The sequence below is a fragment of the Candidatus Sarcina troglodytae genome (assembly GCF_015708635.1).
In the GTDB taxonomy this organism is placed as follows: domain Bacteria; phylum Bacillota; class Clostridia; order Clostridiales; family Clostridiaceae; genus Sarcina; species Sarcina ventriculi.
Genome location: NZ_CP051754.1, coordinates 614,359 through 639,283, shown reverse-complemented (window position 1 = coordinate 639,283; position 24,925 = coordinate 614,359). Strand labels below are relative to the sequence as shown.

General features: G+C 28.1%; 22 protein-coding genes. 2 read left to right on the top strand and 20 right to left on the bottom strand.

Annotated elements, in window-relative coordinates; translation table 11 throughout:
* The first annotated feature begins 59 nt into the window (after positions 1 to 59).
* Positions 60 to 815 (top strand): M15 family metallopeptidase, encoded by a 756-nt coding sequence (locus HH195_RS02810; protein WP_055258487.1) that lies wholly within the window; start codon positions 60 to 62, stop codon positions 813 to 815.
* Between the two features lie 118 nt (positions 816 to 933).
* Here HH195_RS02810 and HH195_RS02805 read toward each other — a convergent pair whose 3' ends face one another.
* Positions 934 to 1,953, bottom strand: a complete 1,020-nt coding sequence (locus HH195_RS02805) for a dipeptidase (RefSeq protein WP_196371486.1) — start codon at positions 1,951 to 1,953, stop codon at positions 934 to 936.
* A gap of 235 nt (positions 1,954 to 2,188) precedes the next feature.
* On the opposite strand from HH195_RS02805, the gene HH195_RS02800 reads away from it, so the two are divergent.
* Positions 2,189 to 2,989: a CPBP family intramembrane glutamic endopeptidase gene (locus HH195_RS02800; protein ID WP_196371485.1), complete on the top strand. Its 801-nt coding sequence runs from the start codon at positions 2,189 to 2,191 to the stop codon at positions 2,987 to 2,989.
* Positions 2,990 to 3,043: 54 nt separating this feature from the next.
* On the opposite strand, the gene gpmI is transcribed toward HH195_RS02800, so the two are convergent.
* The 19 genes from gpmI to cysK form a co-directional block, all read right to left on the bottom strand.
* Positions 3,044 to 4,579 (bottom strand): 2,3-bisphosphoglycerate-independent phosphoglycerate mutase, encoded by a 1,536-nt coding sequence (gene gpmI, locus HH195_RS02795; RefSeq protein ID WP_196371484.1) that lies wholly within the window; start codon positions 4,577 to 4,579, stop codon positions 3,044 to 3,046.
* Between the two features lie 303 nt (positions 4,580 to 4,882).
* Positions 4,883 to 5,629 carry a triose-phosphate isomerase gene (gene tpiA, locus HH195_RS02790; protein ID WP_055258479.1) on the bottom strand — a complete coding sequence of 249 codons (747 nt, stop codon included), beginning with the start codon at positions 5,627 to 5,629 and terminating at the stop codon, positions 4,883 to 4,885.
* 115 nt (positions 5,630 to 5,744) lie between these two features.
* Positions 5,745 to 6,923 (bottom strand): phosphoglycerate kinase, encoded by a 1,179-nt coding sequence (locus tag HH195_RS02785; protein WP_055258477.1) that lies wholly within the window; start codon positions 6,921 to 6,923, stop codon positions 5,745 to 5,747.
* 133 nt (positions 6,924 to 7,056) lie between these two features.
* Positions 7,057 to 8,070, bottom strand: coding sequence for a type I glyceraldehyde-3-phosphate dehydrogenase (gap, locus tag HH195_RS02780; protein ID WP_055258475.1), 1,014 nt, complete (start codon positions 8,068 to 8,070; stop codon positions 7,057 to 7,059).
* Positions 8,071 to 8,131: 61 nt separating this feature from the next.
* The gene (locus HH195_RS02775; RefSeq protein WP_055258473.1) at positions 8,132 to 9,166 is read right to left on the bottom strand and encodes a sugar-binding transcriptional regulator; all 1,035 of its coding nucleotides are present in this window, start codon (positions 9,164 to 9,166) and stop codon (positions 8,132 to 8,134) included.
* Between the two features lie 152 nt (positions 9,167 to 9,318).
* Complete coding sequence (rpoN, locus tag HH195_RS02770) at positions 9,319 to 10,698, bottom strand: RNA polymerase factor sigma-54 (protein ID WP_196371881.1); 1,380 nt, start codon at positions 10,696 to 10,698, stop codon at positions 9,319 to 9,321.
* Between the two features lie 142 nt (positions 10,699 to 10,840).
* Positions 10,841 to 11,884, bottom strand: a complete 1,044-nt coding sequence (locus HH195_RS02765; RefSeq protein ID WP_196371483.1) for a BMP family lipoprotein — start codon at positions 11,882 to 11,884, stop codon at positions 10,841 to 10,843.
* Positions 11,885 to 12,155: 271 nt separating this feature from the next.
* Complete coding sequence (locus HH195_RS02760; protein ID WP_196371482.1) at positions 12,156 to 12,995, bottom strand: DegV family protein; 840 nt, start codon at positions 12,993 to 12,995, stop codon at positions 12,156 to 12,158.
* Between the two features lie 12 nt (positions 12,996 to 13,007).
* Entirely contained in the window at positions 13,008 to 13,469 is a 462-nt protein-coding gene (locus HH195_RS02755) for a tRNA (cytidine(34)-2'-O)-methyltransferase (protein ID WP_055258466.1), read from the bottom strand.
* A 215-nt stretch (positions 13,470 to 13,684) separates the two neighbouring features.
* Entirely contained in the window at positions 13,685 to 15,076 is a 1,392-nt protein-coding gene (locus HH195_RS02750; RefSeq protein WP_196371481.1) for a VanW family protein, read from the bottom strand.
* A 147-nt stretch (positions 15,077 to 15,223) separates the two neighbouring features.
* A complete protein-coding gene (locus HH195_RS02745) occupies positions 15,224 to 16,168 on the bottom strand; it encodes a glycoside hydrolase family 25 protein (RefSeq protein ID WP_196371480.1) in 945 nt (314 codons plus the stop codon).
* Between the two features lie 73 nt (positions 16,169 to 16,241).
* Positions 16,242 to 17,144 (bottom strand): D-alanine--D-alanine ligase, encoded by a 903-nt coding sequence (locus tag HH195_RS02740; RefSeq protein WP_196371479.1) that lies wholly within the window; start codon positions 17,142 to 17,144, stop codon positions 16,242 to 16,244.
* Between the two features lie 176 nt (positions 17,145 to 17,320).
* Entirely contained in the window at positions 17,321 to 18,247 is a 927-nt protein-coding gene (locus tag HH195_RS02735) for a D-alanine--D-alanine ligase (RefSeq protein WP_055258461.1), read from the bottom strand.
* 175 nt (positions 18,248 to 18,422) lie between these two features.
* Positions 18,423 to 20,798, bottom strand: coding sequence for a sensor histidine kinase (locus tag HH195_RS02730; protein ID WP_196371478.1), 2,376 nt, complete (start codon positions 20,796 to 20,798; stop codon positions 18,423 to 18,425).
* Positions 20,799 to 20,878: 80 nt separating this feature from the next.
* A complete protein-coding gene (nth, locus tag HH195_RS02725) occupies positions 20,879 to 21,514 on the bottom strand; it encodes an endonuclease III (protein WP_055258457.1) in 636 nt (211 codons plus the stop codon).
* Positions 21,515 to 21,538: 24 nt separating this feature from the next.
* Positions 21,539 to 22,243 (bottom strand): lysophospholipid acyltransferase family protein, encoded by a 705-nt coding sequence (locus tag HH195_RS02720; RefSeq protein ID WP_055258455.1) that lies wholly within the window; start codon positions 22,241 to 22,243, stop codon positions 21,539 to 21,541.
* Between the two features lie 51 nt (positions 22,244 to 22,294).
* Entirely contained in the window at positions 22,295 to 23,281 is a 987-nt protein-coding gene (gene queG, locus HH195_RS02715) for a tRNA epoxyqueuosine(34) reductase QueG (RefSeq protein WP_196371477.1), read from the bottom strand.
* Between the two features lie 15 nt (positions 23,282 to 23,296).
* Positions 23,297 to 23,881 carry a serine O-acetyltransferase EpsC gene (gene epsC, locus HH195_RS02710; protein ID WP_055258451.1) on the bottom strand — a complete coding sequence of 195 codons (585 nt, stop codon included), beginning with the start codon at positions 23,879 to 23,881 and terminating at the stop codon, positions 23,297 to 23,299.
* An 18-nt stretch (positions 23,882 to 23,899) separates the two neighbouring features.
* Positions 23,900 to 24,808, bottom strand: a complete 909-nt coding sequence (cysK, locus tag HH195_RS02705; protein ID WP_055258449.1) for a cysteine synthase A — start codon at positions 24,806 to 24,808, stop codon at positions 23,900 to 23,902.
* Positions 24,809 to 24,925: the final 117 nt, after the last annotated feature.

Sequence of the window (24,925 nt, the reverse complement as noted above, 5' to 3'; positions counted from 1 at the left end):
TTGTTTTTTTTACTTTTTGTGTTAAAATATATATAAATAATTTTATGGATGTGATTTCAGTGATTAATTTAAAAAAATCATTAAGTATAGTATTTTTATGTATTTGTACACCTTCTCTTTTAGGGTGTGGTACTGCTTATATATCCACTAAAGCTAACTTACTTCAAAGCAATAATAATCAATCTGATACTAATTCATTTTCTTTATCAGATAACAATATTACTTACAATAACTCAAATGAATCAGATATTCCAATTATAAATTCTAAATTCTCAATTCTTGTTAATAAAAACAATAATTTAGACAAAGATTATATACCCGATACAAAAACTCCTAATATTCCTTATAAAACAAACTCTTCTGTTAGATATGATATTGTTGATTCAGTTGAAAACTTGTTTAAAGATGCAAAAGAAAAAGGCTTTGATTTAATGCTTGTAAGTGGGTATCGCTCTTACGATTTACAATCTTCTATATATAATAATAATATAAAAAACAAAGGAGAAGCTTGGACAAGTCAATTTTCTGCTAAACCTGGACAAAGTGAACATCAAACAGGATTAGCTATTGATATATCATCTGTATCTCAAGGAGGAGGACTTTATCAATCTTTTGGTGATACAGAAGAAGGAAAATGGCTTAAAGAAAATTGTGCAAACTATGGGTTTATATTAAGATTCTTAAAGGATAAAGAAGACATTACAGGTTATACTTATGAACCTTGGCATTTTAGATATGTTGGAGTTGATGTTGCAAAATATATAATGAAAAACAACTTAACTTTTGAGGAATATTTAAAACTTATCAATAATTAGTACTAAAAATAGCAAGGATATTTTCTCCTTTAATATATCCTTGCTAAATATAACGAATTAAAAAAGATATCATTCTATACTATCTTTATATAGTATTAAAATATTTTAAATAATAAAACTATCTTAGAACATCTTTAATAACTCTTGTAACATTTTTTTCCCAAAGCTTTTCTATAAAATCATCACTAAATTTATCTTTTTTTAATGCATGTAAAAGTTTATTCATTTCTCCTACATTCGCCATCTCTAAAGTACTATCTACTCCATCAAAATCTCCACCTAGAGATAAAACATCATCTCCACCTATGTTTCTTATATACTTTATATGATTTACTATATCTGATACATAACTTATATTATCATCTCTATTGCTTAAAAATCTTCCAAAATAATTTATACCTATTGTTCCGCCAGCATTTGCAATTGCTTTTATCATATCATCTGTTAAATTTCTTGGATGACTAGCTAATGCTCTTGCATTTGAATGAGATGCTACAAATGGTTTCTTAGAATGTTTCACCACATCCCAAAATCCACCATCTGATAAATGAGATACATCAACTAACATTCCAAGTTCATTCATTCTTTCAATTGTTTCAATTCCTTTTTTCTTAAGCCCTTTATTCATAAACTTAGCAACTGCATTAGGATATCCCAATTCATTTTCATGATTCCAAGTTATTGTTATAAGCCTAACCCCTTTATTGTAAACCTCTTCTATTCTTTCTAATTTTCCTTCTATTGCACCACCCTCTTCAATTGTTAAAAATGCAGATATTTTATTTTCGTTAAAATTTTTTTCCATTTCATCATAATTTCTTGCAATTGCAATACTATCTTTATTTTCATCTAAGTTTTTCATTAAAGTTTCATACATTAAATTAAAGTAATTATACGGTGTTTCTTTTATCTTTTTCAAATAATCATATTCAACAAATAAAGCAAAAAATTGAGCCTTAGCATTGGCTAATCTTAATTTTTCTAAATCCACATGTAAATCATTCTTTTTTAAATTCATTTTTTCTTCTATCACATTTTCATAACTACTGTTAGTTGTTCCATCTTTTTGAAATGAATGACCTTTACTATTTGTGTGTATAAGACTTATTGTATCACAGTGCATATCTATAAGATTCATATAAAATTCCCCCATTAATAAATTTGATTTTTTGCTATATTTTTACGGATTTATTTTACTATCTAATTATACAACTAAATCCTATAATTTACATGACTTTTGGAATTATTAATTATTAAACCTTTTAGCATTAAATAATTTTATTATTTTTAATTTTTTTAATATTTATCTTTTAATTGTTTAATACTATTATTAAATCATAACCTTTAATTTACTATATTCAAAGGAGGTTTTTATGACCATTTTCAAAAAAACTTTAAATGTTTTAGGTGCTGTTATAGGAATTCCACTACTTCTTTATTCCTTATTATACATAGCTAATTTTATTATTTTATATTTTTTTATTACAGTTGAGAAAATTTCTAATATTTCATATCTAAACGAAGTTTTAATTAATACTGCTTATATAGGAACATTGATTGGTGAAGGACTCACAGTTTTTATATTATTTATAATTTTTATATTTATTCCTAAAAATTTAATTAAAAGATGCAATTTCAAAGAAATAAATAGTAAAAAACTACCTGTGATAATTTGTTTAACAATAGGGCTTAGTTTATTTTCAATGCTCTTTGTAATTTTAGGTCAAAACTTTTTTCCAAGCTATCAAACTGTAGAAAATGCTATGAATGCAGCTAAAAATTCGTATATTGAAATGCTAGTTGTGCTTTTAATTGGACCTATTTTTGAAGAAATTATATTTAGAGGTGCTATATTCTCTATTTTAAGAAAAAACATTCCTCTTGTACCTGCAATTATAATTCAAGCAATATTATTTGGTCTTCTACACGGAAATCCACTTCAAGGAATTTATGCATTCTTTTTAGGCATTGTTTTATGCTTAATTTACCTTTATACAGGAAGCATTCTAGGAAATATGCTTTGTCATATAATATTTAATATCTTAGGAAGTGTTATCTTACCTATAGTTTTTGCTATTTTCCCAAATATTTTAATAATTACTATTTTAGGAATTATATTTTTATTTCTTGCCTATCATTTTTATAAAAAAGAACATCTATATAAAATACAATAAAATTTCATAAAAAAAACACATAGGATTTTTTCCTAAGTGTTTTTTTATTTAAAACTATTTTATTAAATTTTCACCTGTCATTTCAGAAGGTACTTCAAGTCCCATAACTGTAAGCATTGTTGGTGCTATGTCAGCTAATTTTCCTTTAGATTTTAACTCTTTTCCTTCTGAATCTTTTGAAATCCAAAGGAAAGGAACTTCATCAGTTGTATGAGCTGTCATAGGATTTCCTGTTGAATAATCTATCATAACTTCAGCATTACCATGGTCTGCAGTTACAAATACTGTTCCATCTTTTTCAAGAACTTTTTCAACTACTTTTCCAAGACAAGTATCTACTGTCTCTATTGCTTTAACAGCAGCTTCCATAACTCCTGTATGTCCCACCATATCAGGGTTTGCAAAGTTTAATATAATTATATCATATTTATCTTGATCTAATCTACTTATTAATTCTTCAGTAACTTCATTTGCACTCATTTCTGGTTTTAAATCATAAGTTGCAACCTTTGGAGATGCAATTAATGCTCTATCTTCATTAGCATTTGGAGTTTCAACTCCTCCATTAAAGAAGAAAGTTACATGTGCATACTTTTCAGTTTCTGCTATTCTTAATTGATTTAATCCATTTTTAGACACATATTCCCCTAAAGTATTAGTTAACTTTTCAGCTCTATATGCAACATCAACATTTTGTAATGTTTTATCATATTGAGTCATTGTTACAAATACTAAATTAAGATTTTGTCTTTCAAATCCATCAAACTCTTTTTCAGTTATAGCTCTTGTCATTTCTCTAGCTCTATCTGGTCTAAAGTTGAAGAATATAACAGAATCTCCACTCTTAATTCTAGCTACTGGCTCTCCATTTTTTTCTATAACACATGGTAAAACAAATTCATCTGATTTATTATCATGATATGAATTTTCCATACATTCTACGGCTGAAGATGCTTTTTGTCCTTCTCCTAAAACCATAGCATTATATGCTAATTGAACTCTTTCCCATCTGTTATCTCTGTCCATTGCATAATATCTACCACTTATAGTAGCTATTTCACCTACTCCAATTTCCTTCATATAGCTTTCTAATTCCTTAACGAAATCTACACCTGAACCTGGAGCAACATCTCTTCCATCCATAAAACAATGAACATAAACTCTAGTTAACCCTTTTTGTTTAGCTAAATCTAAAAGTCCTTTTAAGTGATCTATATGTGAATGAACTCCTCCATTTGATAAAAGTCCCATTAAATGTAATGCAGTATCATTTTCCTCTACATTTTTAACTGCCTTACATAATGATTCATTTTTAAAGAAATTACCTTCTTTTATTTCTTTAGTTATTCTAGTTAATTCTTGATATACTATTCTTCCTGAACCTATATTTAAATGCCCAACTTCTGAATTTCCCATTTGACCTTCTGGTAGTCCAACTTCTAAACCTGAAGCTTCTAATTTAGTATGTGGGTATTTAGCAAAATATTTATCATAATTTGGTTTTTTAGCCATTTCCACAGCATTTCCGTCTTCTTTTGGAGCTATTCCAAATCCATCTAATATCATTAATAATACTGGTTTTTTAGTCATTTTAATCCTCCAAGCTTTTCTATTTAATTATCGAAATTAAAATAAATTTTCTATCTATAAATATTAAAATATAAAAACATTTTTTATTCTTTTTATATGCTTGTTTAACAAATTTATTATACTATATTTTAAAAATTCAAACAACTGATAAATATTATTAAACATTTTACAAAAACTATCCATACTTAATTATTAAAACAATTACTATATAAAAATTAAAAAAGCTATATCAAAATAGACTTTTTAACTTATTTTTATAAGTCATAAATTTATCTTTTTGATATAGCCCTTAGTTATATTTTATTAGAAATTAACTATTTGTGAGAAGTCTGAAGCTTTTAAGCTAGCTCCACCAACTAAAGCACCATCAATATCAGACATAGCCATTTGATTCTTTATAGTGTTTGGTTTAACTGATCCACCGTATTGTATTCTTACTTTATCAGCAACTTCTTTTCCAAACATTTCAGCAACAACGCCTCTTATAGCCATTATTGTTTCATTAGCTTGTTCATCTGTAGCAGTTTTACCAGTTCCTATAGCCCAAATTGGTTCGTAAGCTATAACAACTTTTTCAACTAATTCCTTTGATAATCCTTCTAAGTCAGCTTTTATTTGAGCTCCAACAACTTGATTAGTTGTTCCATTTTCTCTTTGTTCTAAAGTTTCTCCACAGCAAAGTATTGGAGTTATGTTATGTGCAAATGCAGCCTTAACTTTTTTATTTAAAGCTTCATCTGTTTCATTGAAATATTCTCTTCTTTCACTATGTCCTAAAATAACATACTCTATTCCCATAGCTTCAAGCATTACTGGTGAAACTTCCCCAGTGAAGGCTCCACTATTTTCAAAATGCATATTTTGTGCAGCTATTTTAACATTTGAACCTTTTGCAGCTTCTAAAGCAGCACTTAAGCATACAAATGTTGGGCATATAACAACATCACACTTAGCATCTTTAACTAATGGTTTTAATTCATTTATCATTTCTACTGCTTCTGCAGGAGTTTTATTCATTTTCCAGTTTCCAGCGATTATTGGAGTTCTCATATCTTTCACCTCATAATTTTTTAATATTTTAAAAAGGCGTAGATATTATCTTTTAAGATAATATCTACTTTATAATTTCTTCAATCTATCAATCTTATATTATCTATATTTTAAATTATTTATCGTTTAAAGCAGCTATTCCTGGTAAAGTTTTTCCTTCTAAGAATTCAAGTGAAGCTCCACCACCAGTTGAAATGTGTGTCATTTTATCACCAAATCCTAATGTATTAACAGCAGCAGCTGAATCTCCTCCACCAATTACTGTTGTAGCATCTGCATCTGCCATAGCCTTAGCAACAGCTATTGTTCCTTTGTTGAAGTTTTCAAATTCGAATACTCCCATAGGTCCATTCCATATAACTGTTTTAGCATCTTTTATAGCTTCTGCATAAATAGCTTCTGTTTTAGGTCCTATATCTAATCCCATAAATCCATCTTGGATATTTTGATCTTCAGTAATAACAGGAGCAACATCTTTAAATTCAGCAGCAACTCTGTGATCTACTGGTAATAAGAATCTAACTCCTTTAGCTTCAGCATCAGCTATCATTTTTTTAGCGTAGTCTAATCTATCTTCTTCAACTAAAGAATTTCCAACGCTATATCCTTGAGCTTTTAAGAATGTGTAAGCCATTCCTCCACCTATTATTAAAGTGTTAACCTTATCTAATAAGTTTTCTATAACTGCTATTTTATCTGAAACCTTAGCTCCACCTAATATAGCAACAAATGGTCTTACTGGATTGTTAACTGCTTCTCCTAAAAATTTTAATTCTTTTTGAATTAAATATCCGCATACTGCAGTATCAACGAATTTAGTTACACCTTCAGTTGAAGAGTGAGCTCTATGAGCTGTACCAAATGCATCATTTACATAAATATCACAAAGGCTAGCTAATTCTTTTGATAATTCTTCACCATTTTTAGTTTCTTCTTTTCTGCATCTTGTGTTTTCTAATAAAACAACATCTCCGTCTTTCATGTCAGCAACTGCTTTTCTAGCATTTTCTCCAACAACTTCTTGGTCAGCAGCAAAAACTACAGTTTTTCCTAACATTTCGCTTAATCTTACAGCAACTGGTGCTAAAGATTTTGAAGCATCTTTTCCTAAGTGTGAACAAAGGATAACTTTTGCTCCGTTTTCTATTAAATATTTTATAGTAGGAAGAGCCCCTTTTAATCTATTTTCATCTGTTATAACTCCGTCTTTTAATGGTACGTTAAAGTCGCATCTTACTAAAACTTTTTTTCCGTTTACTTGGATATCTTCAATAGTTTTTTTATTGTAACTCATGAAATTCACCTCTAAATTTTATTTATATTTAAAATGGTCCGGTCCTAAAGTGTACGCCTTAAAGACCGGACCCATCATAGGATCATATAAGACCTATAAAAATCTTATATCCTTATTTATTAAAATACTAAAATTAAGCTAATTCAGCAAAGTATTTAATTGTTCTAACCATTTGGCTAGTGTATGAATTTTCGTTATCATACCATGCAACAACTTGAACTTGGTATAATCCTTCTCCGATTTCAGATACCATTGTTTGAGTTGCATCGAATAATGAACCATAAGTGATTCCTACGATATCAGAAGAAACTAATTGTTCTTCAGTGTAACCGAATGATTCATTTGAAGCAGCTTTCATAGCAGCGTTTATAGCTTCTTTAGTTATGTTTTCACCTTTAACTACAGCTGTTAAGATTGTAGTTGATCCAGTTGGAACTGGAACTCTTTGTGCAGATCCTATTAATTTTCCGTTTAATTCTGGAATAACTAATCCTATAGCTTTAGCAGCACCAGTTGAGTTTGGTACTATGTTAACAGCAGCAGCTCTAGCTCTTCTGAAGTCACCTTTTCTATGTGGTCCATCTAAAACCATTTGATCTCCAGTATAAGCATGAATTGTTGACATTATACCTGATTGAATTGTTGCAAAATCATTTAAAGCTTTAGCCATTGGAGCTAAGCAGTTTGTAGTACAAGATGCAGCAGATATTATTTTATCTTCAGCTGTTAATACATTTTGGTTTACGTTGAATACAACTGTTGGAAGGTCGTTTCCAGCAGGAGCTGATATAACAACTTTTTTAGCACCAGCATCTATATGAGCTTGTGATTTAGCTTTTGATACATAGAATCCTGTACATTCTAAAACTACGTCTACTCCGATTTCTCCCCATGGTAATTTAGAAGCATCAGCTTCAGCATAGATTCTGATTTCTTTTCCATCAACTGTAATAGAATCTTCTCCAGCTACAACTTTATCACATAAAGCGTATCTTCCTTGAGCTGAATCATATTTTAATAAATGAGCTAACATTTTTGGGCTAGTTAAGTCGTTTATAGCAACTATTTCATACCCTTCTGCTCCAAACATTTGTCTAAATGCAAGACGTCCAATACGTCCAAATCCGTTAATAGCAACTTTTACCATTGTGAATTCCTCCTAAATATAAATAGATATATATAAAATATTTTTAAATATTTTAAACGATTTAATTATTTTGTTGAAATTTTTTAATAATTTCTTTAGCTGCACCTTCATCTAATACTAAAACAACATTTTCATTATTTGATACAGCAGACATTATTGCTTCTGCTTTATATCTGCCTCCAGCTACAGCAACTTGATTTTTTACATTTTTTATTTTATTTATATCAATACCTAAATTAGGCATAACTGATACCACTTTTGCATTTTTGTCAAAATAAAATCCTAATGCCTCCCCAATAGCTCCTAAGTCTAATAAATCATTTATTAACTCATCTGAAACTCCTCTTTTAAATGCCATTTTTTCTGCATCTCCTATACCATATAAAAGTATATCTGCATTGTTTATATAATTTATAATTTCTTTGACATCTTTTTGTTTACTCAAGGTTTCAACTACTTCTGCTACAGCATTAGCCGGAATATGAAGCATTTTATAACTTCCATTCACTTTTTTAGCCAACTCTCCTGCTAAAGTATTAGCTTGTGTTTCTACATTTTTCCCCATTCCACCTCTAGCTGGAACAATCAAAATATCATGTAAATTCTGAATTTTAGGAAAATGATCTACCACTTCTCTTATTGTACTACCACCTGTAAGAGCAAGAACATAATCATCTTTCAATATAGATTTTATATAATTTGCTGCTGCTTTTCCAAGTTCTTTATAAACATCAATTTCTTCATCTAAACTTCCAGGAACAATTATTACATCCTTTAAGTTTAAAAGTTCTTTTAAACTTGATTCTACATAAGATAATCCTTTTATCTCATGAATAAACTCCTTAAGCATTTCTAATATGTTTTCTCCTTCTTTGGTTACATACATACCAGGCGTAGTAATTTGAATCAAATTTTGAGTTTTAAGAAAGTTAATTTCTGTTCTAACTATTCTTTCTCCTAAACCCAAATTACTTGCTAATACTCGTCTACCTATTGGTTCGTTGTAATGGATTGTTCTTAGAATATTATATCTTTTTTCTAAGAGTTCCACCATTTCTGGAACTATTACTTTTTGCAACTTTAATGTATCTTGCAAACCAAACAACTCCTTTGGTCATTTAGCGTCCCACTTAAAACTTAAATGTCCCACAACAATTATTATAAAACAAAAGTGTACATTTTAAAAGTATTTTTTTAAATTTTTCAGAAAATTTTTATTTAATTGGCGTAATTATACCTATCATCCATTTAAAATCTTTTTCTTTTACTAGAGGATTTTATACCTATCTCTTCTCTGTATTTTGCCACTGTCCTTCTAGATATATTCATACCATTTTTATTTAATTTTTCACAAATTATCTGATCTGATAATGGTTTTACCTTATCCTCTTCATTTACCATCTTCTCTATGATTTTTTTAATATTCACAACTGAAATATCCTCTATTTTGTTACTATTTTTACCACTTGTTTGTATTCCATTTGTAAATAAATCTTTAATTTTTATTGTACCAAAAGATGTTAATATATATTTTTCCCTAATTGCCCTTGATACAGTTGATTCATGCATATCTATCTCTTCTGCAACCTCTTTTAATGTCATAGGAATTAATGCACTTTCACCTTTTTCAAAATAACCTCGTTGCTTTTTAACAATTTTCTCTAAAACTTTATGCAATGTTGTTTTTCTATGATCTATACTTTTAACTAAAAATAATGCTTTATCTATTTTTTCTTCTATATATTTTACCGCATCCTTATCATCATTATCTCTAAGTATTTCATTATACATAGAATTTATCGATAACTTAGGCAAAACTTTATCATTCATCACAATAAAAAATTCATTTCCTATTTTTTTTATTTCAGCATCAGGAATTATAAATTTCATATTTTCTCCAGTATAAAAACCTCTTGACGGTTTTGGTTCCAATGTTTTTATTAAATCACCAAAGCTTTGTGCTTCTTTTGCTGTTATTTTTAAGGCTTTACCGATAAGTTGATATTTATTATCTGCCAAGTCTTCTAAATGATTATTTATAATTTTTTCTAACATTTCGTTATCTTTTCCAAGCCTTTTTAATTGAAGTATTAGACATTCCTTTATATCTCTTGCCCCAATGCCTGCTGGCTCTAAATTATGAAGAAGTATTAAAGCTCTTTTTACATTTTCTTTTCCACATCCTAATTCCTCTTCTATTTCTTCAGTACTTACATCTAAATATCCTCTATTATCTAAAGATTCAATCATATAACTGCAAATACTTCTTAGATAATCATCAATTGGTATATCTATAATTTGTTCTAACAAATGTTCCTTTAATGATTTTGGATTACTTATAAACGTAAATGGAGAAACACTATCTTCACTGTAATCACTATAGCTTTGAGAACCATAATTATCTGATTCAAAATATTTTATAAGTTCTTTATATTCTAATCTATCTTGTTCTTTTGTTTTATTTTCTAAACTTTCATATTGAACTTCTAAAACTGGATTTTCTAAAAACTCTTTTTCTATATATTCCCTTAAATCATTAGTCGACATTTGTAATAATTTAATTGATAGTTGCATTTGTTGTGTCATTATAAGTTTTTGTTCTTGTGTTAAATTTAAATTAAAATTCATTTCCATTTTTAAACACCTATCCTTATTTAAACATATATCTTCGTTTAAATATCTATCATAAAACATACAAATATTAAGTTTCATTTTTAATTATCTTATAAATAACATTTTTTTTCAATATCAAACAACTTTAATAAAATTATTAACTCCCCATTATCTCATTGCTAGTTTTAGGTATCGTTAACTCTCCATTTATTATTAAACCTTTATAATATTTTACTATATCTAAAACTTCTGAAGGAACAATATTTTTTGTACTACTTGCTATATCTATTGCACCTTCCTTTAAACCAAGCCTTAAGATGTTATCTTTTCCCGCCTTAAATGTTCCCTTTGTAAATTCTTCAATTGAATTATAAACTGCTAAATCTGTTTTCTTAATCATAGAAGATAATATACACTTTGAATATTCTTTAAGCTTTTCACCCTGATCCTCATCTATTCCTATAGCATATTTACCCTCTTCCTTTGCAGCTTTAAAAACACCAAGACCACTTTTTCCAGCAGCATGAAATATTATATCTACACCATTATTATATAATTCCTTTGCGACCATATATCCTTTTTCTTCATCATTAAAATCCATAGTGTATCTAATATTTTTTTGATTTATCAAATCTTTTGCAGCATCTTTATTAACAACCTGAATACCATAGGCAAATCCTGCTCCTATTTCCTCAATTATTGGAGCTTCTACCCCTCCTATGAAACCTATTTTATTTGTCTTAGTCATATTAGCGGCTATAATCCCCATTAAAAAAGCCCCTTCTTCATTTTTAAACATTATAGATTTTATATTAGCTAAATTTGACGTATTGTCTATTAAAACAAAATTTTTATTACTATTATTTTTAGCTACATTTTCCATACTATCTTTCATTCTAAAACCAACTCCAAAAATCAAAGAACTTTTTTTAGCTAAATTTCTTATATTTTTTTCATATTCAGATATTTCTTTGCTTTCTAAAGTAGCATATTTTACATTAAATTCATCCCCCGCCTTAACTAGACCCTCATAAGCAAAATTATTAAATCCAAAATCATTAATTCCAGCAGTATCTGCATTTAATCCTATATTTGGAGTTTTGGATATAGAGATTTCTCCCACATCTAAACTCCCATTTTCACAACCAATTAACACAAAAAGAAATACTATTATTATTCCTAATTTAAATATCTTCCTCATAAATACACAACTCCTAAACTTTTAATATAAACTATCTATTATCCTTATTTATATCTTTCTCAAAGTCATATGTATCTTATGTATTTAATCAATAAATTTATTTTATTCAAATATTATCACACATTTAGATTGCTAAAATGTTCAATACTATACCCATTTCATTCAAATTAAAATTGCTTTATTAAAGATACAATTTTAATAAAGCAATTTTTTTAATTAATTTAATTGTTCAATCATTTTTAACATAACTTTTGCTTAAATAAAATATATACTAATAATTTTTAACAAAAAATAAACCGCAAGCTTTAATTCCTGAATGTATTCCAACAGCACATCCAACTCTTTGATGTATATATTCTATATTATTACTTTCCAAATATTCCCTAATAGTAGTACAAACTTCAGGATTTTCAACTTCTAATAATATTACAGGTTCACCTTGTTTTCTATCTGCACTATTAAATTTTTCTACAACTTCTTTTATAGCTTTTTTAGTACCACGAACCTTACTGTAAACATTCATTTCACCATTTTCTACATTTAATAATAGTTTTATACCTAATGCTCCCACTAACATAGCCTTCCCCTTTGAAAGTCTTCCACCCCTTACAAGGTTATCTAAACTTTCAAATACAAGCCCTGCATCTATAGCTTCTCTATACTTTAATATTTCCTCTTCAATTTCATTTAAAGTAAAACCATCTTCTATCATTGTAGCTGCTTTTAAAACTATAAGACCAAGACCTGATGTTACATTTAACGTATCTATAACCTTTATATCTTCGCTACCAACTTCCATTTTAGCTATTGTAGCTGATTGATATGTTCCACTCATCTTTGATGACAACGGTAAAACTATTATTTTATATCCTTCATCAAGCCACTTTTTATAAGATTCAACAAATCTACTAGGTGTAACTTGAGATGTAGTTGGAAGCACATTTTCTCTCTCAATTCTTTCTTGCATTGCGTTAAAGTCTATATCTATTCCATCTAAATAACTCTCTTCTCCAAAATTAATTAAAAGAGGTAAGACCTCTATTTTATATTTTTCTATTAAATTTTTTGAAAGATCGCACGAACTATCTGTAATTATTTTTATTTTTTCCAAATTAAATCCCCCCTATTTCATATTTGGAAAACCAATACCCTTTAATGCTTCATAAGTAACAATGGCTACAGTATTTGATAAATTTAAGCTTCTAGTTGTGGTATTAATCATAGGAACTCTTATCTCTATATGATTTTTATGAACCTCTTCAGGAACACCTGATGATTCTCTTCCAAACATTATGAAATCCCCTTCTTTATAACTTACATCACTATATAATCTATCAGTATGAGTTGATGATAAGTAAATTGTTTTATCACCATGCTTTTTCATAAAATCTTCATAACTTTCATATATTTCTAAATTTAATTGTTTCCAATAATCTAATCCTGCACGCCTTACATGTTTTTCATCTAAACTAAATCCCATAGGCTTTATTATGTGTAGTTTAGAATTAGTTAAAACACATGTTCGTGCAATATTCCCTGTATTTTGTGGTATCTCTGGTTGATACAATACTATATTTAAATTCACTTGATTTTCCTCCGAATAACCTATTATACTTGGTTTAATATATTCAAGTTATATCATATTACCTAATTATATAAAATGCAAGAAATTATTTGGTTAAAATATACTTATATCACTTCTTTTATTTTTCACACAAAGTTTTTATAAAATAATGTAAACTAAAAGACTGCATCATTTAACCGATTCAGTCTTTCACTTTATTATTCACTTATTTCAGTTTATCCTGTTCCTATTCCACCAGTTCCTACCTTTAACACTCCATCTACTTTAGAATAATTATATGTTCCAAGTAGCTTTCTAGAAACTTCTTTTCCATTTTCATAAGTAACCACATAAGAACTTGATTTATATCCATCAACAGGCTTAGTTTGCCAAACTTCTTGACCTTTAGATAAACTTGCATCATTTACCCTTGTAACTGTGGCTTTTGATGTAACTTCAGTATTTGTTGCTAATAACTCGTAACTTTTATCTCCTTTAGCTTGTGTATTTCCATAAATATTAATTGTCATAACCTTAGAACCATTAGTTGTAGCCTCTATATATATAGGCACATTGTAGGTATTAGTAAACTTGTAGTCTAAATATCCCCAAGCAACAGCACTATCTAGACCATAATCTGAGTAAGATGTTTTAAGTGAATGGTTATGTCTCTCTGTTGGAACTAATCCTGCCCTTATTACCGCTCTGTTTAATGCAGTAGATACCTGACATATTCCTCCTCCTAATCCATCAACAACCTGATTTGATACAAAAGTAGCAGCATTTTTATATCCTCTTGCCTCAGTTCTTTCACCTACTATATTATTAAAACTAAAAGTTTCTCCTGGCATTATCAATGTCCCATTAATAGATTTTAAAGCTAATGCTATATTAGTAGCCCTTGCATCAGTTGATGATGAATAATCAGATGTAAAACTTCCTATAACCCCATTTATACTCTCTAATTCTGCTGTTGTAACACTTGGTGTAGTTTCTGTAACTGGAATATCAACTACAATCGTTTTATCATTTAAATCCTCACTAATATCATTATTTATTGCATTTTTTACAAGAGTATCTACATCATTAATATCTATATCTCTTCCATTAGAGCTAGAACTTACTACTAATTTTCCATTCACCATAGATATTGTTGCATTCTTTGCTACTATATCTACCTTTTTTTCTAATTCTTCTTCATATTTTTTTAGCTCATCTTCATTATAATCAACAGTTAAATCTAAATTTTCGCTAATTCCTTCATGTATATATTTTTGTTTTTCAAATATATTTTTATTTTTTCCTATCTCCATAGCTTTTGCAACAACATCATCTATATCATACTGAGGTGATAAATCAGAAAAATTTATATCTATCTCTTCATCATCAGCCTTTATAATTATCTCCTTGTTTTCAGCAACTTTTCCGTATTTACTTTTTAATGTTTCTTCAGCTTGATTTTTTGTCATTCCACCTAAATCAATTCCTTCAACAGTAATTCCTGGATATATTTTATTTGACCATTCATCCACAACTCTTTTTGCATTATCATAATAAATTCCACTTGCAGTTGCGCCAATAGCCATTGCAACTGATGTACTTATTAGGATTTTCTTTATTTTCCCCATTTATTTTATCCCCTTTTTGAAACTCGTTTAATAATTATTTTAATAATACATTATTTATGAATCATAGTCAAAATATATAATAAAATTATAAAAATGTTGTATCTTTATATTTAAATTATTTGACACAACACTTTTAATTTTAATATATTAACTTAATATATATTTACTTCTTTCTAATGAAAAATCTCCTGCATAATCAAAAGCCTCTATACTTATTTCTATGTCTTGATTTTTAGGCAAATTAAACTTACTCTTATTTATATTAAACTTAGTCGTTTTAGAGGATACTGTTCCTGCATAAAGAGAATTTATAAATATATTATACCCTGATATATCTGCTTCAGTATTAGCTTTCCAATAAACTGTAATAATGCTTCCATTTTGCACTGCATAAAGCCCTACAACAGGTGCTGGTGGCGTTAAGTATGCTATATCTATCGGACCCCAATTTAAATCTACTGGATTATCTATTCCTGACAGCTTCCCTTCATCAGTATATTGCCAAAGAGTCCATTTACTCCACCCTCCAATATTAGGTGGATATTTAGGATTTGATAAAATTCTAGGATACATAGCTATCCAAAGAGGTATATTACTCAATGGATATCCTTTTCCTTGAATATTAAAATTATCATATAATTCTATAAAAAAAAGCCCTGTATAATACATAATTTTTCTTCTAGTCTTTTGTTCAAACCTAATTTTAAATCTTTGTATCCAATTTATTAGTCCTGTAGTTGATATAGAGCCATCAATAGGTTCCTCCACATCTAAAACAGGAAATAAATCACCATAGTTTCCCTGTCCAAACCCTAATTGTAATGTATTTATGAAATTATCACATTGACTATCTGCTGTTGTTAAATCATAAGATGGAATTCCATAATGATATGCACCGCATGGAATACCTCTTCTTAAACATTGTTTTGCAAAATTTACAAACTGTCTATCAACATTAAATGTTCCTGTGCTTGAACTAGATGCTCTAAGATATACGAAATCAGAATTATTAGCTAATAAATCAAAATTTACATTTTGAGTATATTGATTTATATCTGGTCCAAAAGTATTATTAGAACTTTTATCTTGCATGAAATTACTCTCTTATAAAATTACTATATACTATATAATTTATAATTTTTCATTTCAACATGTTACTATTATTTTATCTTTTTTCTTTCAAAGAATATTCTATAATTAAATCCAAAAGAGTTGAAAAATCTATATTTATACTATTACAACTTTTAGGAAATAAACTGTTTTTAGTCATTCCAGGCAACGTATTAACTTCCAATACATAACTTTCCCCATCTTTAATTATCATATCTACTCTAGCATAGACACTACATCTTAGAGAATCATAAGCATTTAAAGCTATAGTTTCTATTTTTTTTTGCATATTTTCATTAAAATTAACAACATACTCATAAGCTTCACTGTCAGTATATTTAGATTTTAAGTCAAAGAATTTCCCCTTCGGTTTTATAGCCAATATAGGTAAAACTTTGCCATTTAATATAGGACAGGTTATTTCATCACCCTTTATATATTCCTCTATTATTGCTATTTTGTCATATAAAAGTACAGTTTCTACTGCTTTTTTTACATTTTCTTTCTTTTCAACTAAAAATGTAGCAACTGAAGAACCACCACTATTAGGCTTTATAAATACGGGATATTTCATTTTTTCTATATAATCATAATCTATATCATTTACAGATTTTATAGAAATCCATTGAGGTGTTTTTATGCTTTGTGACACCATTATTTTTTTTGCAATATCTTTATCCATACATATAGAACTGCTTAACGCATTACATCCTGAATAAGGTATATTTAATACTTCTAAAATTTTTTGTACACTACCATCTTCACCAAATTTCCCATGAAGTGCTAAGAATGCAAAATCTATATTTGTACACTTAACTAAAACATCTTCTTTTTTATCTATTATTATAGGTACAACTTCATATTTTTTTTTATTTATATTATTGACTATTGCTTTACCTGTCTCAAGTGATATATTCCTCTCAGTTGAAATACCACCCATTAATACTCCTATCCTCATTACTTTTTCCTCCAAAAACATACTCTATATATAGTACAAAAGGATTTCTTCTTTTGTTATATATTTTTTGTTTATAATCAACCTTAATTTATCTTACAAATATTTAAAAATAAAAAGGTTAAGATAAGCTTATCTTAACCTTTTATTTCTAAATATATAATCTTAATATTTAAAAATTATTTTGCTATTTGATTTCTCTTAACTTTTAAAGATCCTTCAATTATTAAATCTAAAAGTTTTGGTATATCTATACCAGCTGCAGCTGCTCCTAATGGGAAAAGACTGTTTTTAGTCATTCCAGGTAATGTATTAACTTCTAATACATAAGGAACTCCATCTTTTATTAACATATCTATTCTTGTATATACACTTGATTTTAAAAGTTTATATGTCTTTTCTGCCATTTTTTTAACCTCAGCATGTACTTCTGCTGGTAATTCAACAACATATTGATCCGCTCCACCATCACAGTGTTTTGATTCTTTATTATAGAAGAAACCATTGTTTGGTTTTATAGCAACTACTGGTAACATTTCACCATTTAATACTGGACAAGTTATTTCATCACCCTTTATATATTCTTCTATCATAACTTCAGTATCGTATTGTAAAGCTTCTTCTACAGCCTTAGCTATATCTTCTTTTCTTTCAACGAAAGTTGTAGCTACTGATGAACCTCCGTTATTTGGTTTAACAAATACTGGGTAAGTAACCTTTTCTATAGCATCATAATCTATATTTTCTACTGAATCAACCATTGTCCATTTAGCAGTTCTAACTCCACCCCAGTCTAAAATTCTTTTTGTCATATCTTTATCTATTCCAATAGCTCCACTTAAAGGACCACATCCTGAATAAGGTATGTCCAAAACTTCTAAAACAGATTGAACTGTTCCATCTTCACCAAATTGACCATGTAATGCTAAAAGTGCAAAATCTAATCCTTGATCTTTAACTTTTGTTATTACATCTTCTTTTTCTTTTAAAACTATTGGAACTACTTCATATTTATTTTTATCTAAGTTTTCAACCATTACATTTCCGCTCATTATAGATATTTCTTTTTCTGTAGAAATACCACCCATTAAAACTCCAACTTTCATTTCAAAATCCTCCAAACACTTTGTTTAATTTAGACACATACACAAGTGCCTTCATCTAAGTAATATTATATAAATTTTTTCATAAAAAAAAAGAACCACTAATCCTTTTATTTAACCTGTTAGTGGTTCTTAGTGGTATAAAAATTTATTTTTATAAAGATGAAAACTAGAAATTTTAATTTAATTCATATATATCTGCAAATTCTATAGAAATTCTATCTACTGACGATTTATATCTACTTTCTTTTTCTTTTATAACAATATTCTCCTCAATCACGTTAGGCAATAAAACTATAAAATTACATCCTTTTTCAGCATCATCTTTAAGATACACACGACCTCCATGGAGTTCTACTAATGACTTAACCAAAGCTAGTCCGATTCCACTTCCTTCTTTATTTCTATTATAAGATTTATCAACTTGAATAAATCTTTCAAAAATAAATTTTCTCATATGCTTAGGAATTCCTATACCATCATCTTTGACACTTATTTCAACCCATTTATTATCATCTACCAAAACTATATTTACATCTATATTTCCTCCGATTTCAGTAAATTTAACAGCATTTGATAAAAGATTTAAAACAACTCTCTCTATTTTATCAGGATCACATCTTATTTCTAATTCTTCCACCTCTGTATCAAAAATTATATCTATTTGCTTCTCCTCTACATACGGAACTATGGACATAGTAATATCTTCTACTAAATTCACTATATCATAATTTGTAAAATCCATTTTTAAAAATCCTGAATCAATTTTTGTTATATCTATTAAATTATTTACAAGTCTTAACATCCTAAAGCAATTTTGTTGCATGCTCTTATAATATTTATCATAATATTCTATAAATCCAGCTTGATCACTATTTTTCTTTTTATAATCTAAAAGTTGAATACATGAGTATATTATATTTATAGGTGTTCTAAGTTCATGAGATAAATTTGCAAAAAATTCATTTCTTATTTGTTCATACTGTTTTACTTCTCTATATTTTTTTTGAAGAGATCTTATAGCATTTCTATGTTGTAATCCTCTAGATACAATAACTTTTCCTATTGGTTCTTCATAATAATCTCTAATAGTACTTATGACTGATTCCACAGCTACCAACTTATCATTTTTACCTACAAGTTTATGCTCAATAAAGGTGCTAACATCTCCTTCTTCAATCATTATACTTAATGATTCACTATCTGTATTATTTACGATATCTAAATAATTTTTTCCTATTAATTCTTTCTCATCATATCCCAACATAGCACTTACTGTAGTATTCACATAGTTTATAACTCCATTCATATCAACAGTAAATATTAAGTCTTTTATATTTTTGCTTATAAGACGTAATCGCTCTTCGTTAACTTTAAGTTCATGACTTACATTGTAATCATCCGTTATATCTCTAGTTGTTAAGACATTATATATACATCCATACTCATCACTTAATCTTTGTAGGCTACCTCTTATAACCCTACCATCATTTGTGAAAAAGTTTCCGTTCCATCCTGACTTATTATTTTTTACATATTCATAAGCCGACAATCTTTGATCTACACTTATAACATTTAAAAGATTATGGTTAAGTTTCTCATATCCTTTTTCGGTTCTGTCAACGCCCCATTGTTTTCTAACTTTTTTATTAGCATATACTATTTTATCATCTCTATCCCTAACTACTATATCATTATATCTATCTTCTTCAGATATTGCATAAAACACCAATAATTTTTGATGCAATTCTCTACTTTCCTTTACTTTGAGAACAAATTCTATAAATATTCCAACTATTAATATTATGTATCCACCCATACTAAATATATTAGAGTACTCGTTAATTATGGGCCTATAACCCCAAGCATAAAGATTTGCGTATACACTTTTAATTATAAAGAGATCTAAACTTATAGATATTATAGTGTATATAAATTCATTAGTTTTCAAACTCTTCCTTATAATCATAATTATAATTATAAAATGATATATTGACAGTATGATATTTGAAACAAATAATGATATCCACAAAGGTTCATTATGCCCAAAAGATTCTAACATTTTTAAACTGCCTATAGATAAAAGTGCTGTTACTATAACTGTAATTAATGTAAATAATATTTTTCTTTTAATTATTAGTTTAGCAAGCTTATTTTCCGGCACAACAACTAGTGTTACAAACAATGCTCTAAACAAGTATGTAAAAATAATAAGTGAAGTAGCTACGACACTTAATCCTCCTAAGTTTTTAGAATACAAACTGGCACAAACATATTCACAAGCTAAACTTACAAATACTAAAGACATAAGATATAAATCATCTTTTTTATATGTATAATAGTATAACCAACAACTTATAATTGCTAACGCCGGTATTCCAAAACTAGCTTCTCTAGATATTATATAATCTAAAATAGTATTTTTTACTTGATATATATGAATAGTATTTAAAAGTGCAACAGCTGTAAAAATAGCTGCAATTATTATTACTAACTTTATAGCTCTATTTATTTTAATTTTATGATTATTTGTATAATTTATATCTATTATCATAGTCACCTCTATAAAGAACATTCAGACGTTACATTATTATCTTTGATGTTAATATAAAACATTTTTTAATAAATAAATTTTTATTTTTCAGTCATTTCTTTATAATATTTACAGTATTGGTTAATTATACAATTATTGCATTTAGGAGATTTGGCACTACAGCATCTCCTTCCATGGAATATTATTAAGTGATGTGCTAATGACCACATATCCTTTGATATTTCTTTTTGAAGTTGTTTTTCAACATCTAAAACATTTTTTCCATCTGCAAGACCTATTCTATTTGAAACTCTAAACACATGAGTATCAACTGCAATTGCTGGAATATTAAAAGCATTTGATATAACAACATTAGCAGTCTTTCTTCCAGCACCAGCTAAAGAACTTATTTCTTCTATAGTTTTTGGAACCTCTCCATTAAAATTTTCCTTTAACTGCTTGCACATCATAAGTAAATTTTTAGTTTTATTTCTATATAGACCTATTACTCTGATTCTATTTTCTAATTCTTCTTGAGTAATTTTACTAAATGATTCAACGTCTGGATAATCATTAAACAAAGTTTTAGTTACTTCATTTACCTTTTTATCAGTTGTTTGTGCTGATAAAATAGTAGCTACTAAAAGTTGAAATGGTGTTTTGTAATTTAATTCACATTTAGCATCTGGATACTCTTCTTTTAATAGTTCTAAAATTTCTTTTGTTCTTTGTTTCATATCATTATACCTCTTAAAACTAATTTAATCCTTATATACTCCCTTATAACTATCTGGTAATAAATTAGCTACGCTTTTCATAATATATGTCAAAGCTCTATCATCATACTCATGCTTATCTTCGCCCTTTTCTTTTGTTGGCAAAGTGATTGGCTTTCCAAAAACAACATCTACTTTAGCATTTTCAAAATGTTCAGCCCCCATATCTGTATCATTTATAGGCATAAGTTTTTCTGTCCCTATAAGCCCAAAAGGAACTATCTTAGCTTTAGTCAATCTTGCTATTAATAAAACTCCTTTTTTAGCTTCAATCATAGATGCCGTTCTACTTCTTGTTCCCTCTGGAAACATGACTATATTTTGACCACTTTTAACCTCTTTAACTATCTTATTTAGTGATTCTTTATCTGCTGTGTTTGGCACAATATTAATTGTCTTTAACAATCTAGCCCCTAAATAAGTTAGAGCTTTATCATCTAATTTAACCCCAGCTATATAATATGGATCATATATATTTCTTATAATTCTATCAACTATAAGACCATCTGCATTGCTTAAATGGTTCCCTATAAAAATAAATGGCCCTTCTTCATTTTTTATTTCTTCTAAACCGTGTACATGAAGGTCTGCATACTTATCTAATATACTATTTACAACTTTACTTGCAAGTGGTACAAATAGAAAATCTGGCATTTTTACTATTATGCCCATACCAAAACGCTTTAACATCTAAATTATCCTTTCCATTCTTACAAAAATTCTTAACTTTAGCTCTAAATATTATACCTTATTTAGCAGTAAAAGTCTATTTTTATACTCCTCTAGATATGGTGATTCAAAGCTATAATCTTCTATATTTTTATTTTCTATTAAGTACATTTTTATAAGTGAATTTCTTATAAGTATATTTTTTCCTCTCCATCCGCAAGATGTTGTTTTAAATGTTTCTTTAAACTTTGAGTTAGTTAAAGATAGTATGCTTTCAGTACATATATTATCGTTCATAAAATCTAATGGTTTAAATTCATTTATGCCAGAATAAGCTATATCTTTATTACATGGACAGCTATTTTGACATGTATCACACCCAAATATTCTTCCCTTCATAAGATATAAATATTTATCATTAATTTCTTTTTTTTGGGTAATATACGACATACATATATTACAATTTTTCTTTTTATCATTTATAGAATTGGTTGGACATGCAGTATAACATCTATTACATTCTTTACATGGTGTATTATCTAATTGCTTAATATCCCTTGTATCAATATCTAAATCAGTTATTATTTCTCCTAAAAATACAAAAGACCCATATTTTTTAGTTATAAGCATATTATTTTTTCCAATAAATCCAATGCCACTTAGGTAAGCAATATATCTTTCTGGAAGAGTATTGCTGTCTACAAATGACATTGCTTTTCCTCCAATCTTTTCTATAAATTCACATATCTTATCTAAATAACTTTTAACCACTCTATGATAATCTAATCCTCTTGTGTAAAGCGAAAAACCGTTGCTATTATAAACACCATCATGCAGATAAGGGAAAGCTATAGATATTATAGTTTTCCCTTCTTGCATATAATGATTGGGATTTATCCTTTTTTCTATATCCACTTCCTCAAATTCATTTTCTAATCCCTCATCTTTTCTATAATTATAAAATTTTCTAAGCTCACTAAATTCTCTACATGGAGTAAATCCTATCAAATCTAAACCTAAGTCTGCGCAATATTTAATTATCTGTCCTTTAATATCCACTTCTTAACCCCTTTATTATATAGTCATATTATTATATATTTTTCTTATATTACCATTAATATCTATTATCTCTATAATCTCTTCTTTCCCTTTAATTTTATTAACAGCTGGAATCCCAACTGTTGTACTATCATCTGGTACATCTTTTAAAACTACTGAATTAGCTCCTATTTTAACATTATTTCCAATATTTATTGGTCCTAAAACTTTAGCACCACATCCAATTACAACATTATTTCCTACCGTTGGATGCCTTTTACCTGTATCTTTTCCTGTTCCACCTAAAGTTACTCCATGATATATTAAAACATCATCTCCAATCTCAGCTGTTTCACCTATAACAACACCCATTCCATGGTCTATAAAAAGTCCTTTTCCAATTGTAGCTCCTGGATGTATTTCTATACCAGTAAAAAATCTAGATATTTGAGATAACAATCTTGCTAAAAAAAAATGTTTTTTCTTATATAATTTATGAGCTATTCTATGATTTATCAAAGCGTGTATTGATGGATAAAGTAAAAGAACCTCAAAAGCACTTCTTGCAGCAGGGTCATTTTTTAAAACAATTTGGATATCATATTTCAGATTTTTAAACACTTTAATCACATCCTAAGTTTAGTCATATAACCCTGATGAGAAATATTTTTCTCCTCCATCTGGAGATATAACAACTATTTTTTTATCTCTACCTAATTTCTTAGCTATCTCTATACCAGCGTAAAGAGCTGCTCCTGAAGAAATACCTATTAAAACACCTTCCTTAGTTGCAAATTCTTTAGCCACTTTATAAGAATCTTCATCTGAAACCTCAAAAATTTCATCAACAATATCTTTTGAATACACTCCTGGAACAAATCCTGCACCTATACCTTGTATCTTATGAGCTCCAGGATTTCCACCTGAAAGCACTGGAGATTTTTCTGGCTCTACTGCAACTACCTTTACATCTGGTTTTAATTCTTTTAATTTTCTTCCAACTCCTACTATTGTTCCACCACTACCAACTCCAGCAACAAAAACATCAATATCTGGAATGTCTCTTAAAATTTCTTCTGCTGTTGTTTCATAATGCTTTTGAGGATTTGCCTTATTCTCAAATTGCTGTGGCATGAAATATCCTTTTTCCTTAACTAATTTTTCTGCCATTTCTATGGCACCTTTCATTCCTTTTTTTCCTTCAGTTAAAACCAATTCTGCACCATAAGCTTTTATCATATCACGTCTCTCTTTACTCATAGTCTCAGGCATTACTATAACTACTTTATAACCTTTTAATTTACCAACCAAAGCAATTCCAATTCCTGTATTTCCACTTGTTGGCTCTACAATAACGCTACCACTTTTTAATATACCGTCTTTTTCAGCCTTCTCTATCATTCCTAAAGCAGCTCTATCTTTAATACTTAAACCTGGGTTAAACTTTTCAAGCTTTATAAAAACCTCACCATCATTTTCATCTGTCATATTATTAACTCTCAACACAGGAGTATTTCCTATTAATTCCAATGCGCTATTTACTAACATAATTATAACTTCCTTTCTAAAAAAATTTATTTTCTAATGATATATCTTATATATTTACCTAATCACTAATTCCATTTATAAAACATTTTTAATCATATTTTATATACATAAAATTAA

What these genes read in the sequence shown, in the direction of transcription:
- HH195_RS02805 (WP_196371486.1), bottom strand. Translation starts at nt 1,953, where the DNA reads ATGAATCTTATAGATATGCACTGTGATACAATAAGTCTTATACACACA.
- HH195_RS02800 (WP_196371485.1), top strand. Translation starts at nt 2,189, where the DNA reads ATGACCATTTTCAAAAAAACTTTAAATGTTTTAGGTGCTGTTATAGGA.
- gpmI (WP_196371484.1), bottom strand. Translation starts at nt 4,579, where the DNA reads ATGACTAAAAAACCAGTATTATTAATGATATTAGATGGATTTGGAATA.
- tpiA (WP_055258479.1), bottom strand. Translation starts at nt 5,629, where the DNA reads ATGAGAACTCCAATAATCGCTGGAAACTGGAAAATGAATAAAACTCCT.
- HH195_RS02785 (WP_055258477.1), bottom strand. Translation starts at nt 6,923, where the DNA reads ATGAGTTACAATAAAAAAACTATTGAAGATATCCAAGTAAACGGAAAA.
- gap (WP_055258475.1), bottom strand. Translation starts at nt 8,070, where the DNA reads ATGGTAAAAGTTGCTATTAACGGATTTGGACGTATTGGACGTCTTGCA.
- rpoN (WP_196371881.1), bottom strand. Translation starts at nt 10,698, where the DNA reads ATGAATTTTAATTTAAATTTAACACAAGAACAAAAACTTATAATGACA.
- HH195_RS02765 (WP_196371483.1), bottom strand. Translation starts at nt 11,884, where the DNA reads ATGAGGAAGATATTTAAATTAGGAATAATAATAGTATTTCTTTTTGTG.
- HH195_RS02750 (WP_196371481.1), bottom strand. Translation starts at nt 15,076, where the DNA reads ATGGGGAAAATAAAGAAAATCCTAATAAGTACATCAGTTGCAATGGCT.
- HH195_RS02745 (WP_196371480.1), bottom strand. Translation starts at nt 16,168, where the DNA reads ATGCAAGATAAAAGTTCTAATAATACTTTTGGACCAGATATAAATCAA.
- HH195_RS02740 (WP_196371479.1), bottom strand. Translation starts at nt 17,144, where the DNA reads ATGAGGATAGGAGTATTAATGGGTGGTATTTCAACTGAGAGGAATATA.
- HH195_RS02735 (WP_055258461.1), bottom strand. Translation starts at nt 18,247, where the DNA reads ATGAAAGTTGGAGTTTTAATGGGTGGTATTTCTACAGAAAAAGAAATA.
- HH195_RS02730 (WP_196371478.1), bottom strand. Translation starts at nt 20,798, where the DNA reads ATGATAATAGATATAAATTATACAAATAATCATAAAATTAAAATAAAT.
- nth (WP_055258457.1), bottom strand. Translation starts at nt 21,514, where the DNA reads ATGAAACAAAGAACAAAAGAAATTTTAGAACTATTAAAAGAAGAGTAT.
- HH195_RS02720 (WP_055258455.1), bottom strand. Translation starts at nt 22,243, where the DNA reads ATGTTAAAGCGTTTTGGTATGGGCATAATAGTAAAAATGCCAGATTTT.
- cysK (WP_055258449.1), bottom strand. Translation starts at nt 24,808, where the DNA reads ATGTTAGTAAATAGCGCATTGGAATTAATAGGAAATACTCCTGTGTTG.